This window comes from Kosakonia oryzendophytica (assembly GCF_027886705.1).
GTDB lineage: Bacteria > Pseudomonadota > Gammaproteobacteria > Enterobacterales > Enterobacteriaceae > Kosakonia > Kosakonia oryzendophytica.
On sequence record NZ_CP115659.1, the window covers coordinates 471,984 to 487,453 of the forward strand.

The following is a 15,470-nucleotide window of genomic DNA, read 5'->3' on the forward strand; positions in this document are numbered from 1 at the left end:
TTTTAATCCATTATTTTTCAGCTTGTTAGCTTCTTTCTGTGTGGTACATACAAAAAACGCTTGCATTAATAGTGTCTCATGGACAATATTAAAAGTGTCCAAAGGACATAATTAAGTGAATGTGAGGTGAATGATGGCGAGCAGAATTGAGTTGTTTATGGATAATCAGCAGGTTGATGTGACGCACGGCGTTTTTCCGGATGGTGCCGTATGGCTGAAAGTCACGGGTACGCTGCCATCCTTCGCCCGCGTTATGCGTATCCGTGTGGCCGCCATGCGTGATATGAACGATTTTATGCTGCTGGCGCAACTGGTCGAGGCGGTACGCCACGTTACAGATATCAACATCAGCCATCTGGAGCTGGCCTGGCTGCCATGGGCGCGTCAGGATCGGCATATGGTGACAGGCGACAGCTTTGCGCTGAAAGTGTTCGCTAACCAACTGAACACCCTGAATTTCGATAAAGTGTTTATCCTCGATCCGCACAGCGATGCCGCCGCAGCAGCCATTCATCACTGTGTCGCCATTGCGCAGGAAACCTGCCTGTTACAGAGCGAAACGCTGCGCCGCGCCATTCGTCAGGGCGAACTGATGCTGGTGGCACCGGATGCGGGCGCACTGAAGAAAATCCACAACGTGGCGAAAGCCAGCGGTGCGCAGACCTACGCCATTCTGACGAAGGCGCGCGATGTGGCGACTGGTAATCTGACAGGGTTTGCGCTGGTCTCAGGCGATGTGGCAGGAAAAGATCTGCTAATTGTTGATGACCTCTGCGATGCAGGCGGCACGTTTATTGGCTCAGCTCAGGTACTGCGCGATGCAGGCGCTCGCAGCGTCAGCCTGTATGTTACGCACGGCGTCTTCTCCAAAGGCGTGGAGAACCTGCTCAACAACGGTATCGACGCCATTTACACCACCACGTCCTACGCTTCCCCGGAGCTTGATGAGCCGCGGGTTGAACTGATCGACATTGATACCATTTTTCGCGCTTAAGGGAGATAACACCATGAATATCAATCCAATCCTGGCTATCGACGGTTATAAAGTGTCGCACCGCGTACAGTATCCGCAGGGGACAACGCAGGTTTATTCCAACTTCACTCCGCGCAGCGATCGTTTTTTCCAGTCGCCGGTAGCAGACGGCAAACTGGTGTTCTTTGGCCTGCAGGGTTTCCTGCAATGGTTTATGGTCGATCTGTTTAACGATGGTTTTTTTGCCCGCCCGGAAGATGACGTGGTGAACGAATACAAACAGGTGATGGACAGCTATCTCGGCAGGGATGCCGTGGCGGTGGATCACATTCGTGCGCTGCACCGTTTGGGTTACCTGCCATTGCACATCAAGTCGCTGGATGAAGGCAGTAAAGTCCCGATGAAAGTGCCGGTTCTCACCATCACTAATACCCGCGATGAGTTTTTCTGGCTGGTGAACTACCTGGAAACGGTGCTCTCCGCTGAATTGTGGAAAGCCTCCACCAATGCCACCATTGCGCACCACTACCGTAAGATCTGTGAACAGTGGGCAGAAAAAACCTGTACGGATTTATCACACCTGGATTTCCAGTGTCATGACTTCTCATTCCGTGGTATGGCGGGCCTGCACGACACCGCGCAAGCCGGAGCAGGGCATCTGCTGAGTTTTAAAGGGACAGACAGCATCCCGTCGCTGCTGTATGCCCGCGATCACTACACCGGCGGCGAAGAGTACTTCATCGGAGCCAGCATTCCGGCCACTGAACACAGCGTGATGTGTATGGGTGAACACGACCATGAAATCGAAACGTTCCGTCGCCTGATTGCCGATATTTATCCGCAGGGATTTGTGTCGATTGTCTCTGATACCTGGGACTACTGGCGCGTTCTGACGGAATATACCCGCGAGCTGAAACAGATCATTCGTGGTCGCGAAGGTCGCGTAGTGTTCCGTCCGGACAGCGGCGACCCGGTGGAAATCCTCTGCGGTACCGGCGCGGATGACGATACGCGTCCAGAACGCAGCCCGGAAGAGAAAGGCTCGGTAGAAGTGCTGTGGGAAATTTTTGGCGGCACGATCAACGACAAAGGCTACAAAGTATTGGATCCGCACGTTGGCCTGATTTACGGCGACTCCATTACACTGGCACGCGCCAATGAGATCCTGCGCCGTCTGGAGGCTAAAGGGTTTGCCAGTTCGAATGTGGTGTTCGGCGTAGGCTCGTTTACTTATCAGTACAACACCCGCGATACCTTCGGTTTTGCCATGAAAGCCACCTGGGGGGCGGTAAACGGCGAAGGGCGGATGATTTTTAAAGAGCCGAAAACCGATAACGGCCTGAAACGTTCCGCACGAGGGTTATTGCGGGTAGAGCGTGACGCGCAGGGCGAATTGCAACTGCATGACGAACAGAGTTGGGAGCAGGAGCAAGGCGGTGAACTGAAAACCCGCTTCCTTGATGGCAAGCTCTACCAGACTGAACACTTCGAGCACATTCGTCAGCGTCTGGCCAGCCAGCGCTAATCTCTATAGCGGCACATTCTGTGCCGCTATAGTTCTTTTTCCCGCCGCTGAAACTGATCCACATCACAGATTGTTTCTTTGATTATTACTCTCAGGCTAATGATTTAACGACCTCCTTAATTGATGCCTTTCTCACCAGGGCGCACACTGAGTTCAGTGTTAAGCAAATCAAAATGATGAGCTGAATCAGGAGGTTAATAATGTTATCTGGGCAAACGCCAGCACAGGTATGGAACACGCGGCGCAGCGAGAAACAGCGCCGCCTGGCGTCCATCCCCGTGCAGGGGAAGGTACTGCCGACTGGCGATCTTGTCGCCATGCTGGAAAAACTGATCGCACCGGGCGACCGTGTCGTGCTGGAAGGGAACAACCAGAAGCAGGCGGATTTCCTCTCCCGCTCTCTGGCGGAAGTGAACCCGCAGAAAGTGCACGACCTGCATATGATTATGCCCAGCGTCGGCCGTAGCGAACATCTTGATATCTTCGAGAAAGGCATCGCACGCAAACTCGATTTTTCCTTCTCAGGCACCCAAAGCTTGCGCATTTCGCAACTGCTGGAAGACGGTTTGCTCGAAATCGGCGCGATCCACACTTACATCGAACTTTATTCCCGTCTGTACGTTGACCTGTGCCCAAACGTGGCGCTGATTGCCGGTTACAAAGCGGACCGCAAAGGTAATCTCTACACCGGTCCAAGTACGGAAGATACCCCGGCGCTGGTTGAAGCAGCGGCCTTTCGTGACGGTATTGTCATCGCGCAAGTGAACGAACTGGTGGACGACGAATGCGATCTGCCGCGCGTGGATATTCCTGGCTCGTGGATTGACTACGTGGTTGTCGCCGATAAACCGTTCTTTATCGAACCGCTGTTCACCCGCGACCCGCGTCTGATCAAACAAGAACACATTCTGATGGCGATGATGGCCATTAAAGGCATCTATGCAGAGCATCAGGTGCAGTCGCTGAACCACGGTATCGGCTTTAACACCGCCGCCATCGAACTGCTGCTGCCGACTTACGGCGAACAGCTCGGTCTGAAAGGCAAAATCTGTAAACACTGGACGCTGAACCCGCATCCCACGCTGATCCCGGCGATTGAAAGCGGTTGGGTCGAAAGCGTGCACTGCTTCGGCGGTGAACTCGGCATGGAAGAGTACATCCGTGCGCGTCCGGACGTGTTCTTCACCGGTGCTGACGGCTCCATGCGTTCTAACCGCGCGTTCTGCCAGTTAGCAGGCCAGTATGCGGTGGACATGTTTATCGGCTCCACCTTGCAGGTCGACGGGCTGGCGAACTCCTCCACCGTTACCCGTGGTCGTCTCTCCGGTTTTGGCGGTGCGCCGAACATGGGGCATGACCCGCACGGTCGCCGTCACGCCACACCGGCATGGCTGAACATGATCACCGAAGCGGACCCGATGCAGCGCGGTAAAAAACTGGTGGTGCAGATGGTGGAAACCTTCCAGGCCGGCGCGAAACCGACCTTCGTTGAAAAACTCGACGCGGTGGACGTGGCGAACGCCTCCGGTATGCCGCTGGCACCCGTGATGATTTACGGCGATGACGTTACCCACGTGCTGACCGAAGAGGGGATTGCTTACCTCTACCGTGCGGAAAGTATTGAAGAGCGTCGTGCGATGGTCGCCGCCGTTGCCGGTATTACTGACATCGGTCTGGGTGTGGACGCAAAACGCGTCGCGGCATTGCGCCAAAGCGGCAAGGTGGTTTACCCGGAAGATATGGGTATTCGCCGCACTGATGCGACCCGCTCGTTGCTGGCTGCCAGCAGCGTGGCTGACCTGGTGGAATGGTCTGGCGGTCTTTACAACCCACCTGCGAAATTCCGGAGCTGGTGATGAAACTTCTGCCACAGATTGCGGCTGAGGGCGGTGCCTTTCGTCTGGCGCACACCGCCACAGAATGCCTGATTGACGAAGCACGTTTAAGCCCGAAACCCGGTCTGGTGGACAGTCGGGGGAATGGCGCGCACCACGATTTAACGCTCGAACTGATGGAGCGTTCCGCGCACAGCCTGACCCCTACGTTTCAGGCGCTGGCGCAACAGAGCTGGTTGCAACCAGCAAACGTTGCGCTCAGACAAACCATAGGGCGGCTCGGTCGGGAAGGCGAGCAGCAGATGATGGCCGCCACCGACGGCGTGAATACCCATCGCGGTGCGATTTGGGCACTGGGTTTGTTGGTCAGCGCGGTGGCGATGTGCGGCGGCGAAGGGTCGGCGCAGGCGATTGCCAACATTGCTGCCCAACTGGCGACACTGCCGGATGACGCTGCGCCGAAGGTCTTTAGTAAAGGGCTTCGCGCCACGCACCGCTACCGGGTTCCCGGCGCGCGTGAAGAAGCACAGCAGGCGTTTCCGCACATCATGAGGTTGGCGCTGCCGCAGCTCCACCTCAGCCGCCAGCGCGGCAGCAGCGAAACCCACGCAAGGCTCGATGCGCTGATGGCCATCATGACCTCGCTCAGCGACACCTGTGTGTTATCGCGCGCGGGTCTCGAAGGGCTGGAGACGATGCGCCACGGTGCGCGTGCGGTACTGCGTGCGGGTGGAGTTGCGCATCCTGACGGGCAGCAGCGGCTGGCCGAACTGGACAGGCAAATGCTGGCGCTAAACGCGTCACCGGGCGGTGCGGCAGATTTACTCGCCGCCACGCTGTTTCTCGATCGCATGACCACGCCTTATTTAGCGAATTAAGAGGAAGTTATGGAACACATTACGATAACCGTGCCTGCGGGCCGCGCCTTACGCGGTAAAGCGCTGGCAGGCGTTGTGGGCTCCGGGGATATGGAGGTGTTATTCACCGCCGACCAGGGGCAAACACTGACAATTGATATCACCACCTCGGTGGATAACAGCCGTGGACGCTGGGAAGCCCTGTTCAACCGCCTCGGTCTGGTCAGCACCCTGCCTGCCGGCACATTGGTGATTCACGATTTCGGCGCGACGCCCGGTGTGGCGCGTATCCGCATCGAACAGGTATTCGAAGAGGTGAGCTATGCGTGACGATCGCAGTTTTATCGAACTCAAAGCGCGTCAGCGTGCCCATGCGCTGCTGGATGAAGGCAGCTACCGCGAATTACTCGATCCGTTCGAAGGCATTATCTCCACGTGGTTAGGGCCGCAGGGCATCGTGCCACAGGCGGATGATGGCATGGTCGTCGCTAAAGGTAGCATCAATGGTCAGCCTGCGGTGGTGGTGGCCATCGAAGGCGCTTTCCAGGGCGGCAGTATGGGGGAAGTCTCCGGCGCAAAAATGGCGGCGGCGCTGGAGCTGGCAGCGGAAGATAACCGCAACGGCATCCCGACACAGGCGGTGTTGTGCCTGGAAACCGGCGGCGTGCGTTTGCAGGAAGCCAACCTCGGTCTGGCGGCGATTGCCGATATCCATGCCGCGATTGTCGATCTGCGCCGGTACACCCCGGTGGTCGGCATTGTTGCCGGGACGGTTGGCTGTTTTGGTGGGATGTCCATCGCGGCGGCGTTGTGCAGCTATCTCATTGTTACCCGTGAAGCCCGCCTTGGTCTGAACGGCCCGCAGGTTATCGAGCAGGAAGCCGGGATCGAAGAGTATGACTCCCGCGACCGTCCGTTTATCTGGAGCATGACCGGTGGCGAAGTGCGTTATCGCAGCGGGCTGGTGGATGCGCTGGTCGGCGATGGTGTTAATGCGGTGAAAGCGGCAATGAAGGCGGCGATCGCCAAAGGCGTGCCTGCGCAACATCGCACCGATAAATACGATGACTATTTGCAACGTCTGAGCCAGTTCGACACCCGTAAACAAGCGGATGCAGAACAGATCAGCGCGTTGTTTGCCGGGGAGGGTAAAGCATGAGTACGACAATGAGCCGCGGCGCATTATGGCTGGAAAAACTGGCGCCCAATGCCCAACGCCTGAGCGGGCTGTGCCCGTCGGTACGAGCGGTTGACGGTGACGTTAACGGCGAAGCGGTGCGTTTTATCGCCGTGGTGCCGGATGCCAACAACCATTATCCGCGTGCGGCAAAAGGGGAAGTCGGTCTGCTGGAAGGCTGGACGCTGGCAAAAGTTGTCAGCGAAACCGTCGCCGCTGATGCCAACAGCCGCGTGAAGCGCCCGATCATCGCGGTGATTGATGTACCGAGCCAGGCTTATGGTCGTCGCGAAGAAGCGTTTGGCATTCACCAGGCGTTGGCCGGTGCGGCCGCAGCTTACGCCAATGCACGTCTGGCGGGTCACCCGGTTATCGGTTTGATCGTCGGTAAAGCGATGTCCGGTGCCTTTCTGGCGCACGGTTACCAGGCTAACCGCCTGATTGCATTCAACGACGCTGGCGTGCTGATTCACGCCATGGGCAAAGCGTCAGCGGCACGCATAACGCTGCGTACCGTCGAGGCGCTGGAAAAACTGGCCGCCACCATTCCGCCGATGGCGTATGACATCAGCAACTACGCAACACTGGGGCTGCTGGCGGATCTGCTGAATATCAGCAATCCGGATGCCCCTTCAGCAAGCGATCTGGTGCAGGTGACCGCCACGCTGCAACAGGCCATTAAAGACGCTCGTCAGGACACCTCGCTGAAAAACCGTCTGGGTGCTGACAACCGCCGTAGCTCCGCTCTTGTGCGCGAACGCATGAAAGCGAGCTGGTAAGTAAAAAGAAACCTGCCAGAGAGCAAAACCATGGGCGTGCTTGCCGCGCCCATACAGAATTTTGCTGCTGAAAATAATAACCATCGCGCTATTTCTTTTTTCTCTTCAAGGCTTACAGGTGATTTTTTATGACTTATGTGATTGTTCATGCCCTCGCACCGATCTTTGTCATCATGCTGCTGGGTTTCTGGGCGGGAAAGGCCAAAATGGTCGATAACAAAAACGTTTCCCTGCTCAATATCTTTGTAATGGACTTCGCCCTGCCGGCAGCGCTGTTTAGCGCCACCGCACAGACACCGTGGACCGGGATTATCGCCCAGTCACCCCTGATTGTGGTGCTGGTGCTCTCCATGTGGATTACCTACGCGGCCATCTATTTCCTGGCGACGTCTGTTTTCAAAAAATCACCGCAGGATGCTGCCGTGCTGACGTTGACCGTCGCACTGCCGAACTATGCGGCGCTCGGCTTGCCGATCCTTGGTAGTGTGTTAGGTGAAGGCCCGTCCACCTCGCTTTCTGTTGCCGTTTCCATTGCCTGTGGTTCGGTACTGATGACCCCGTTCTGCCTGCTCATTCTCGAACGTGAAAAGGCGCGCGCAGCGGGCGGTAATAGCGGTTCCACGCTGGCGATGTTGCCGGTGCTGATGTGGCGCTCGGTGAAAAAACCGATTGTCTGGGGGCCGTTGTTGGGTGTGGTGCTTTCCGCTATTGGTATCAAAATGCCGGAGCTGGTGCTGGCTTCCATTAAACCGCTGGGCCTGTCTGCGACGGCTGCGGCGCTGTTCCTGACCGGGGTTATCCTGTCTGCGCGCAAACTGGCAATTAACACCATGGTTATCTCTGCAACCCTCACAAAACTGTTGATCCAACCCGCCATTGCCTGGGGGATTGTGCTGATGCTCGGTCTGCATGGCTCGGTGGCGATCACCGCTATCCTGATGATTGCCCTGGCGGCTGGTTTCTTCGGCGTGGTATTCGGTAACCGCTTTGGCGTGCAGTCGCCGGATGCCGAAGCCGTACTGCTGCTGAGCTCCGTTCTGTGTATCCTGTCGCTGCCGCTGTTTATTTCTCTGACGTCAGGAATGTAATCATGACCACCTCATTACGCCCACACGACCTGCTTTGGCTTTCTGCGCGTGACGCGCTGGAAGAGGTAAGCGAACCTTGGGTCGCTGAGATCTGGCACATCGGGTTACCGGTTGTTGTGCGGCGTGATGTTGATGTGAGTGGACGAATTCCCGTAGGTGTGCGCGGTCTGCGCCGCGATCAGCGCGCGGCGGGATGGGTGAGGCCGGAACAGGTTAACCGTGTGGTCTCACCCGAACAGCTTATCGCGCCGCAGGCACTGCTGCGTTCGCCGTTTATCTCTCAGCCGCCAGTACAGTTGGCGCTGCAACTGGCGCAGCAAAACTGGCCCTGGCCATGGGGTGTTACTGGCAGTACCGCCTATGCGCTGGCGACCGGGATTCCGGTGATTCACGCGACCAGCGATCTCGACCTGTTGATCCGCGCGCCGCAGCCGCTTGCTCAGGCTGAGCTGCAACGCTGGCAGCAGCAAATCAGCGGTGGGCTGTGTCGGGCAGATACGCAAGTGGAGACACCCTATGGCGGTTTTGCGCTGGCGGAGTGGCTGCGCGATGGTCGGGTGATGCTGAAAACGAACCACGGACCGTGTCTGATGAGCGACCCCTGGCGCAGGGAGGAGTAATGAAAATTCTGTTCACGTTCCCGGGGCAGGGGACACAGCGTCCCGGTATGTTACAGGCGCTTCCGGGAAACGAAATCAACGAAGCGCGCGCGGTGCTCGGGGCAGAAGTTGATACCCTGGATACGCCGGAAGCATTAAAACATACGCGTGCAGTACAACTGGCGCTGCTGATTGCCGGAGTCGCCTGGGCGCGGGAGTTACAGCGTCGCGGCGTGCAGGCGGATATCACCAGCGGGTTGTCGATTGGTGCTTACCCGGCGGCGGTGATTGCTGGCGCACTCGATTTTCGCGATGCGTTGCAACTGGTGGCGCTGCGCGGTGATTTGATGGAGCAGGCCTATCCGCATGGATACGGGTTGACGGCCATTATGGGACTGACGCTTCCTCAGGTGGAAACACTGGTGGAAGGCAGCGGGGCGTATATCGCGAATCTCAATGCCGAAACACAAATTGTCATTGCCGGGAGCGATGAGGCGATGGCGCAGGTGGCACAGCGTGCGCTGGCTAAAGGGGCCAGCAAAGCGCAACGGCTGGCGGTTAGCGTACCCTCTCATTGTGCATTGCTGGATGCGCCAGCAAAAAAACTGGCGCAGGCTTTTGCTGACGTCACGTTGTCCCGGCCACAATGCGCCTATTTAAGCGGCAGTACCGGGCGCGTGCTATGGCAGCCGGAGAAGATTGCCGACGATCTGGCGTGGAATATGGCGCGCACCGTGCGCTGGCAGGAAGCGGTGATCGCCGCGAACGAACGGGACGCCAGACTGGTTATCGAAATGCCGCCGGGCGGTATTTTGACCTGTCTGACCCGACAGGCGGCGTGGAATGGCGAAAGCCTTTCGCTGGAGCGAAGCGGTGTGGATGTGGTGTTGCATCTGGCGAAGCGACTCAGAGAGTAAAGGGTTTTGCCTTCTGTTGAATGGTGACGCGAGGCGTCTTTGTGGGCAAAAAATCAGGCGTTATCCTGTAAACTGCGGGCGTACATCCGGCCTTCGGCGGCGAGCGCCAGCAGGTTGGGATCGTGCTCGCGGTTGCGAGCGAAGACAATGGCGATTAACTGCTGCATTTGATAGGGCTCCGCCAGACGCAGTAGCTGTACCGAACTTTCATAGACCTTTTTCATTCTTCCCGGCATCAGCGAAAAGCCCACGCCCGCCTGCACCAGGCTGAGCATCGAGAAAATGTCATTAACGCGGGTAACAATTTCCGGTTCAAACCCGGCAATATGAAACGCTTCCTGAAATCCGGCATAGGTGGCGAAACCTTCTGCCAGCGAGACAAATTTCTGTGTCCGGTAATCCCGCAGATCAGCGAGGGTATCGGTTTTCAGCGTGGCGCTGGCCGGAGCGGCAAGGAAGATATCGTCATGAAACAGCGGGAGCACTTCAAGCGTGCTGCGGTCGATCTCGCTTTCGGAAATGGAGATCAGAATCGCATCCAGCGTCCCCTCTGCCAGCATGTGCAGAAGGGTGTCGTTCGAGCCCATGGTTAAATCCATTTCCAGCTCGGGGCGGCGCAACTTCATGCCCATAATCAGTCGCGGTACGGTTTCCAGCGTCAGCGAGTAGAGAGTGCCAACGCGTAATCTGCCCTGGCCGACGCCGGCGGTTTTGCGCGCTTCGTCCAGACCGCGCTCCATCAGTTGCGTCACTTCCTGGCAATACTCCAGCAGGGTCCAGGCGGCAGGCAGGGGGATCAGGTTACGCCCTTTATGGACAAACAGCGGGCAGCGGACACTCTCTTCCAGCGTATGCAGCGCACGGTGCACGCTGACACCACTAAGATTCAGGGCTTCGGCGGCGCGGGCGATATTTCCTTTGTCCATAAAGGCCATGAAAATACCCAGCTTGCGAAACGTAATATCGTTGGTGATGTCCAGATTCATAAACCCTCTTGCAGCCTGACGGGCGCGTTAGTCCCCTTGCAGCATCGCTTCCAGCTGCTCGTGTGCGTCCAGCCATGCCATTTCACACTCTTCCAGTCCGGATTTCGCTGCGGCCTGCTGTTGCAGGCAGTCGGTCAGCTCCGCTTTGCGGCTCTGATCGTACAACCCGCTGTCACCCAGCTTCTCCTCTGCCTGCGCCAGTTGTGCGTTCAGCTTTTCCATCTCTTTTTCCAGACGGGCGATCTCTTTACGTAGCGGCTGCGTTTGCGTGCGCAGCTCTGCTTCACGGCGTTTTTGATCTTTACGCGCCTGCGCGCTGTTGCCACTCTCTTTAGCCACGGCATCCACAGGCTGACTCTCCTGCTTTTGGACGTCACTCAGCCACTGCTGATAATCTTCCAGATCCCCTTCGAATGGCTCGACTTTGCCGTCGTGCACCAGATAGAGATCATCCGTGGTGGAACGGATAAGGTGGCGATCGTGCGACACGACAACCAGCGCGCCTTCAAATTCAATCAGCGCTTCGGTCAGCGCCTGGCGCATGTCCAGGTCAAGGTGGTTAGTCGGTTCGTCGAGCAACAACAGGTTCGGACGCTGCCAGACGATCAGCGCTAGCACCAGACGCGCTTTTTCGCCGCCGGAGAAACGTTCAGTTATTTCCGTGACTTTGTCGCCCTGGAAACCGAAACCGCCAAGATAATCGCGCAGTTTTTGCTCCAGCTCCTGTGGGGCGAGGCGGGCAAGATGCTGTAAGGGGGACTCGTCGGCGCGTAAGAATTCCAGTTGGTGCTGAGCGAAATAACCCAGCTTAATGCCCTTCGCGAGGCCGATTTCACCACTCTGCGCCGCCAGTTCCCCGGCCAGCAGTTTAATGAAAGTGGATTTACCGGCACCGTTACGCCCCAGCAGACCAATACGGGAGCCCGGCACCAGGTTGATTTTGATGGCATTAAGGATGGTGCGATCGCCATACCCTGCGCTGACTTTTTCCATCTTCAGTAAGGGATTGGGCAGGCTTTCCGGCGCGCGGAAGCTGAAATGGAACGGATTGTCCACGTGCGCCGGTGCAATCAACTCCATGCGTTCTAGCATTTTGATGCGACTTTGCGCCTGTTTCGCTTTGCTGGCTTTGGCTTTAAAACGGTCAATAAAGCTTTGCAGATGGGCAACACGTTGCTGCTGGCTCTCGTAAGTGGCCTGCTGCTGAGCCAGACGCGTAGCGCGCTGGCGTTCGAATGAGCTGTAGTTGCCGGTATATTCGAACAGGCTTTGCTGCTCAATATGCAGAATCTTGTCCACGACCGGGTCGAGGAAGTCACGGTCGTGGGAAATCAGGATCAGCGTTCCCTGGTAGCTTTTCAGCCACTTTTCCAGCCAGATCACCGCGTCGAGATCCAGGTGGTTGGTCGGTTCGTCGAGTAGCAAAAGATCGGAACGGCAAATCAGCGCCTGTGCGAGGTTCAAGCGCATGCGCCAGCCACCAGAGAAGTCGCTGACCGGGCGTTCAAGCTGTTCGTTGGAGAAACCCAGACCATGTAACAGACTGGAGGCGCGGGCACGGATGGTCCATGCATCAATCGCATCCAGTTTGCCGTGCACAAGGGCGATGGCATGACCGTCGTTGCGCTCATTGGCGGCGTTGAGCTGCGCTTCAAGCTGGCGGTATTCCCGATCGCCGTCTATCACATAATCGATAGCCGCTTCGTTGAGTGCGGGTGTTTCCTGGTTTACCCACGCCAGCTGCCAGTTTCCCGGAAAGGTCACGTTGCCGCCGTCGGCACCAATCTCGTTTTTCAACAGCGACAGCAGCGTGGATTTACCGCAGCCATTTTTACCCACCAGACCGACTTTCTGGCCTGGATTGATGGTGGCCGTGGCGTTGTCCAGCAGGACGCGCACACCGCGACGAATTTGTAACGAGGAGAAAACAATCATAAGGCGCCGTATGTTCAGACTATGTTAATTTGTCATTATGATAATGTAAGGTTACGGCCAAATGCCGTACCGGGGCCGCAATGGTAGCCCAAAATGAAGATGATAGACAAAATCATTCTGGCAGCGCCCGCGGGGAGCCAGCCGGAAGCGTAACAGGTACGACACCCGGGAGGGGAATAGATGTCACAGACAGCGAAAGTGTTGCTGCTGTATGCCCATCCGGAATCTCAGGACTCGGTGGCGAACCGGGTTTTGCTTAAACCGGCAATGCAGATGCAAAACGTGACGGTGCATGATTTGTATGCCCGTTATCCCGATTTTTTTATTGATATCCCTTATGAACAGGCGTTACTGCGTGAGCATGACGTTATCGTATTCCAACACCCGCTTTATACCTACAGTTGCCCGGCGCTGCTCAAAGAGTGGCTGGACCGCGTTTTGAGCCGTGGGTTTGCCAGCGGTACCGGCGGGAATCAACTGGCGGGAAAGTACTGGCGTAGCGTAATCACCACCGGTGAACCGGAGACGGCCTATCGTCACGATGGTCTTAACCGTTATCCGATGAGCGATATTTTGCGCCCCTTCGAACTCACCGCCGCCATGTGTCGCATGCACTGGCTTAGCCCGATCATTATCTACTGGGCGCGCAGGCAGGCCCCGCAGGAACTGGCGAATCACGCTAAAGCTTACGCTGAATGGCTGGCTTCGCCCTTGCCGGATGGAGGCCGTTAATGGAAGGCTCCGATCTGTTACTGGCAGGGGTGTTGTTTCTGTTTGCGGCAGTGGTCGCCGTACCGTTAGCCTCCCGTCTGGGTATTGGGGCGGTGCTTGGGTATTTGCTGGCGGGAATCGCTATTGGCCCATGGGGATTGGGGTTCATCAGCGATGTGGATGAAATCCTGCATTTTTCCGAGCTGGGCGTGGTGTTCCTGATGTTCATTATTGGGCTGGAGCTGAACCCGGCAAAGCTGTGGGAACTGCGGCGGTCAATCTTTGGCGTGGGGGCGGCGCAGGTAATGCTTAGCGCCGCGCTGCTTGCTGGTCTGCTCATGTTGACGCACTTTTCCTGGCAGGCCGCGGTAATTGGCGGTATTGGGCTGGCAATGTCATCTACCGCGATGGCGCTGCAACTGATGCGCGATAAGGGGATGAACCGCAGCGAGTCCGGGCAACTGGGTTTTTCGGTGCTGCTGTTTCAGGATCTGGCCGTGATCCCCGCGTTGGCTCTGGTGCCACTGCTGGCGGGGAATGGGGATGAGCATCTCGACTGGATGAAGGTTGGCCTGAAGGTGCTGGCTTTCGCGGGCATGTTGATTGGCGGCCGTTATCTGTTGCGACCAGTGTTCCGTTTTATTGCCGGTTCTGGCGTGCGGGAAGTTTTTACTGCTGCGACACTGCTGCTGGTGCTTGGCTCAGCGCTGTTTATGGATGCGCTGGGGTTGTCGATGGCGCTCGGTACGTTTATCGCCGGGGTTTTACTGGCTGAAAGTGAATACCGGCACGAGCTGGAAATTGCCATTGAGCCGTTTAAAGGTCTGTTGCTGGGGCTGTTCTTTATTTCTGTTGGCATGGCGCTGAATCTGGGCGTGCTCTATACCCACCTGTTGTGGGTTGTGTTGAGCGTGGCGGTGCTGGTGGCGGTGAAAACACTGGTGTTGTACGGGCTGGCGCGCCTGTATGGCCTGCGTAGCTCAGAGCGGATGCAGTTTGCGGGTGTGCTCAGCCAGGGGGGAGAATTTGCGTTTGTGCTTTTCTCGTCCGCTTCTTCCCAGCATCTGTTTCAGCATGACCAGATGGCGCTATTGCTGGTGACCGTCACCCTGTCGATGATGACCACACCCTTATTGATGCGCGGCATTGATAACGTCCTCTCCCGGCGTTTTAACACCCCGGAAGATGAAGACGAAGCACCGTGGGTGGAAGACGATAAACCGCAGGTCATCGTGGTGGGCTTCGGGCGTTTTGGTCAGGTGATTGGTCGCCTGTTAATGGCCAATAAAATGCGTATTACCGTGCTGGAGCGGGATATCAGTGCCGTTAACCTGATGCGAAAATACGGTTATAAGGTCTATTACGGCGATGCGACGCAAGTGGAATTGTTGCGCTCAGCGGGGGCGGAGGCGGCGAAATCCATCGTGATTACCTGTAACGACCCGTTGGATACCATGAAGCTGGTGGAAATATGCCAGCAGCATTTCCCGCACCTGACCATTCTGGCGCGAGCGAGAGGGCGTGTGGAAGCCCATGAGTTGTTACAGGCCGGGGTGACGCAGTTTTCCCGCGAGACCTTTTCCAGTGCGCTGGAGTTGGGGCGTAAGTCGCTTATCTCGCTGGGGATGCATCCGCATCAGGCCCAACGCGCACAGCTCCATTTTAAGCGGCTGGATATGCGCATGCTGCGTGAATTGATGCCGGTACATACCGATACGGTACAGATTTCCCGCGTACGCGAAGCGCGGCGCGAGCTGGAAGAGATTTTTCAGCGTGAAATGCAGCAAGAGCGTCGCCAGTTGGATGGCTGGGACGAGTTTGAATAAGGGGAATTCGAATGGCTGTTCGTAAACGTTTTATTGCCGGCGCTGTCTGCCCGGCGTGCCAGGCGAAGGATTCGATGGCGATGTGGCGTGAAAATAATGTCGATATTGTTGAATGCGTTAAGTGCGGGCATCAGATGCGTGAAGCCGACAAGGACGTTAAGGAGCATGTACGCAAAGATGAGCAAGTGATCGGGATTTTTCATCCGGACTAGCGATATCAGGCAGGTTTTTTTAAGCTAAAGGGTACACGGGTGCAGAATTC

The 15,470-nt window shown here is 56.8% G+C and carries 15 protein-coding genes; 13 read left to right on the plus strand and 2 right to left on the minus strand.

The window, feature by feature from the left end; all coding sequences use genetic code 11:
* Positions 1–133 precede the first annotated feature (133 nt).
* The 10 genes from prs to mdcH all read left to right on the plus strand — a co-directional run bounded on the left by prs (position 134) and on the right by mdcH (position 9,750).
* Complete coding sequence (gene prs, locus O9K67_RS02165) at positions 134–994, plus strand: ribose-phosphate diphosphokinase (protein WP_061499731.1); 861 nt, start codon at positions 134–136, stop codon at positions 992–994.
* Positions 995–1,007: 13 nt separating this feature from the next.
* Complete coding sequence (locus O9K67_RS02170) at positions 1,008–2,498, plus strand: nicotinate phosphoribosyltransferase (RefSeq protein ID WP_061492900.1); 1,491 nt, start codon at positions 1,008–1,010, stop codon at positions 2,496–2,498.
* Between the two features lie 200 nt (positions 2,499–2,698).
* Entirely contained in the window at positions 2,699–4,354 is a 1,656-nt protein-coding gene (mdcA, locus tag O9K67_RS02175) for a malonate decarboxylase subunit alpha (protein WP_061492901.1), read from the plus strand.
* Positions 4,354–5,211 carry a triphosphoribosyl-dephospho-CoA synthase gene (locus O9K67_RS02180; RefSeq protein ID WP_061492902.1) on the plus strand — a complete coding sequence of 286 codons (858 nt, stop codon included), beginning with the start codon at positions 4,354–4,356 and terminating at the stop codon, positions 5,209–5,211. The genes mdcA and O9K67_RS02180 overlap by 1 nt, the downstream gene beginning before the upstream one ends.
* Before the next feature lie 9 nt (positions 5,212–5,220).
* Entirely contained in the window at positions 5,221–5,520 is a 300-nt protein-coding gene (gene mdcC / locus O9K67_RS02185) for a malonate decarboxylase acyl carrier protein (RefSeq protein ID WP_061492903.1), read from the plus strand.
* Complete coding sequence (locus O9K67_RS02190) at positions 5,513–6,349, plus strand: biotin-independent malonate decarboxylase subunit beta (RefSeq protein WP_061492904.1); 837 nt, start codon at positions 5,513–5,515, stop codon at positions 6,347–6,349. Before mdcC ends, O9K67_RS02190 begins: the two co-directional genes overlap by 8 nt.
* A complete protein-coding gene (mdcE, locus tag O9K67_RS02195; protein ID WP_061492905.1) occupies positions 6,346–7,146 on the plus strand; it encodes a biotin-independent malonate decarboxylase subunit gamma in 801 nt (266 codons plus the stop codon). Before O9K67_RS02190 ends, mdcE begins: the two co-directional genes overlap by 4 nt.
* A gap of 128 nt (positions 7,147–7,274) precedes the next feature.
* On the plus strand, positions 7,275–8,234 hold the full coding sequence (locus O9K67_RS02200) for an AEC family transporter (protein WP_061492906.1): 960 nt from the start codon (positions 7,275–7,277) through the stop codon (positions 8,232–8,234).
* Between the two features lie 2 nt (positions 8,235–8,236).
* Positions 8,237–8,854, plus strand: a complete 618-nt coding sequence (locus tag O9K67_RS02205; protein ID WP_061492907.1) for a malonate decarboxylase holo-ACP synthase — start codon at positions 8,237–8,239, stop codon at positions 8,852–8,854.
* Positions 8,854–9,750 (plus strand): malonate decarboxylase subunit epsilon, encoded by an 897-nt coding sequence (gene mdcH, locus O9K67_RS02210; RefSeq protein WP_061492908.1) that lies wholly within the window; start codon positions 8,854–8,856, stop codon positions 9,748–9,750. Before O9K67_RS02205 ends, mdcH begins: the two co-directional genes overlap by 1 nt.
* A 53-nt stretch (positions 9,751–9,803) precedes the next feature.
* Here mdcH and O9K67_RS02215 read toward each other — a convergent pair whose 3' ends face one another.
* A complete protein-coding gene (locus O9K67_RS02215) occupies positions 9,804–10,736 on the minus strand; it encodes a LysR family transcriptional regulator (RefSeq protein WP_061492909.1) in 933 nt (310 codons plus the stop codon).
* A gap of 27 nt (positions 10,737–10,763) precedes the next feature.
* Positions 10,764–12,671 carry an ABC transporter ATP-binding protein gene (locus O9K67_RS02220; RefSeq protein WP_061492910.1) on the minus strand — a complete coding sequence of 636 codons (1,908 nt, stop codon included), beginning with the start codon at positions 12,669–12,671 and terminating at the stop codon, positions 10,764–10,766.
* Between the two features lie 180 nt (positions 12,672–12,851).
* Between O9K67_RS02220 and kefG the strand changes: the two genes are divergently transcribed.
* From kefG to O9K67_RS02235, 3 genes are read left to right on the plus strand one after another with little or no spacing between them, the layout of a single operon-like run.
* Positions 12,852–13,403: a glutathione-regulated potassium-efflux system ancillary protein KefG gene (gene kefG, locus O9K67_RS02225; RefSeq protein ID WP_061492911.1), complete on the plus strand. Its 552-nt coding sequence runs from the start codon at positions 12,852–12,854 to the stop codon at positions 13,401–13,403.
* Positions 13,403–15,208 (plus strand): glutathione-regulated potassium-efflux system protein KefB, encoded by a 1,806-nt coding sequence (gene kefB / locus O9K67_RS02230; RefSeq protein ID WP_061492912.1) that lies wholly within the window; start codon positions 13,403–13,405, stop codon positions 15,206–15,208. Before kefG ends, kefB begins: the two co-directional genes overlap by 1 nt.
* A gap of 11 nt (positions 15,209–15,219) precedes the next feature.
* A complete protein-coding gene (locus tag O9K67_RS02235) occupies positions 15,220–15,420 on the plus strand; it encodes a YheV family putative zinc ribbon protein (RefSeq protein WP_061492913.1) in 201 nt (66 codons plus the stop codon).
* The last annotated feature ends 50 nt before the right edge of the window (positions 15,421–15,470 follow it).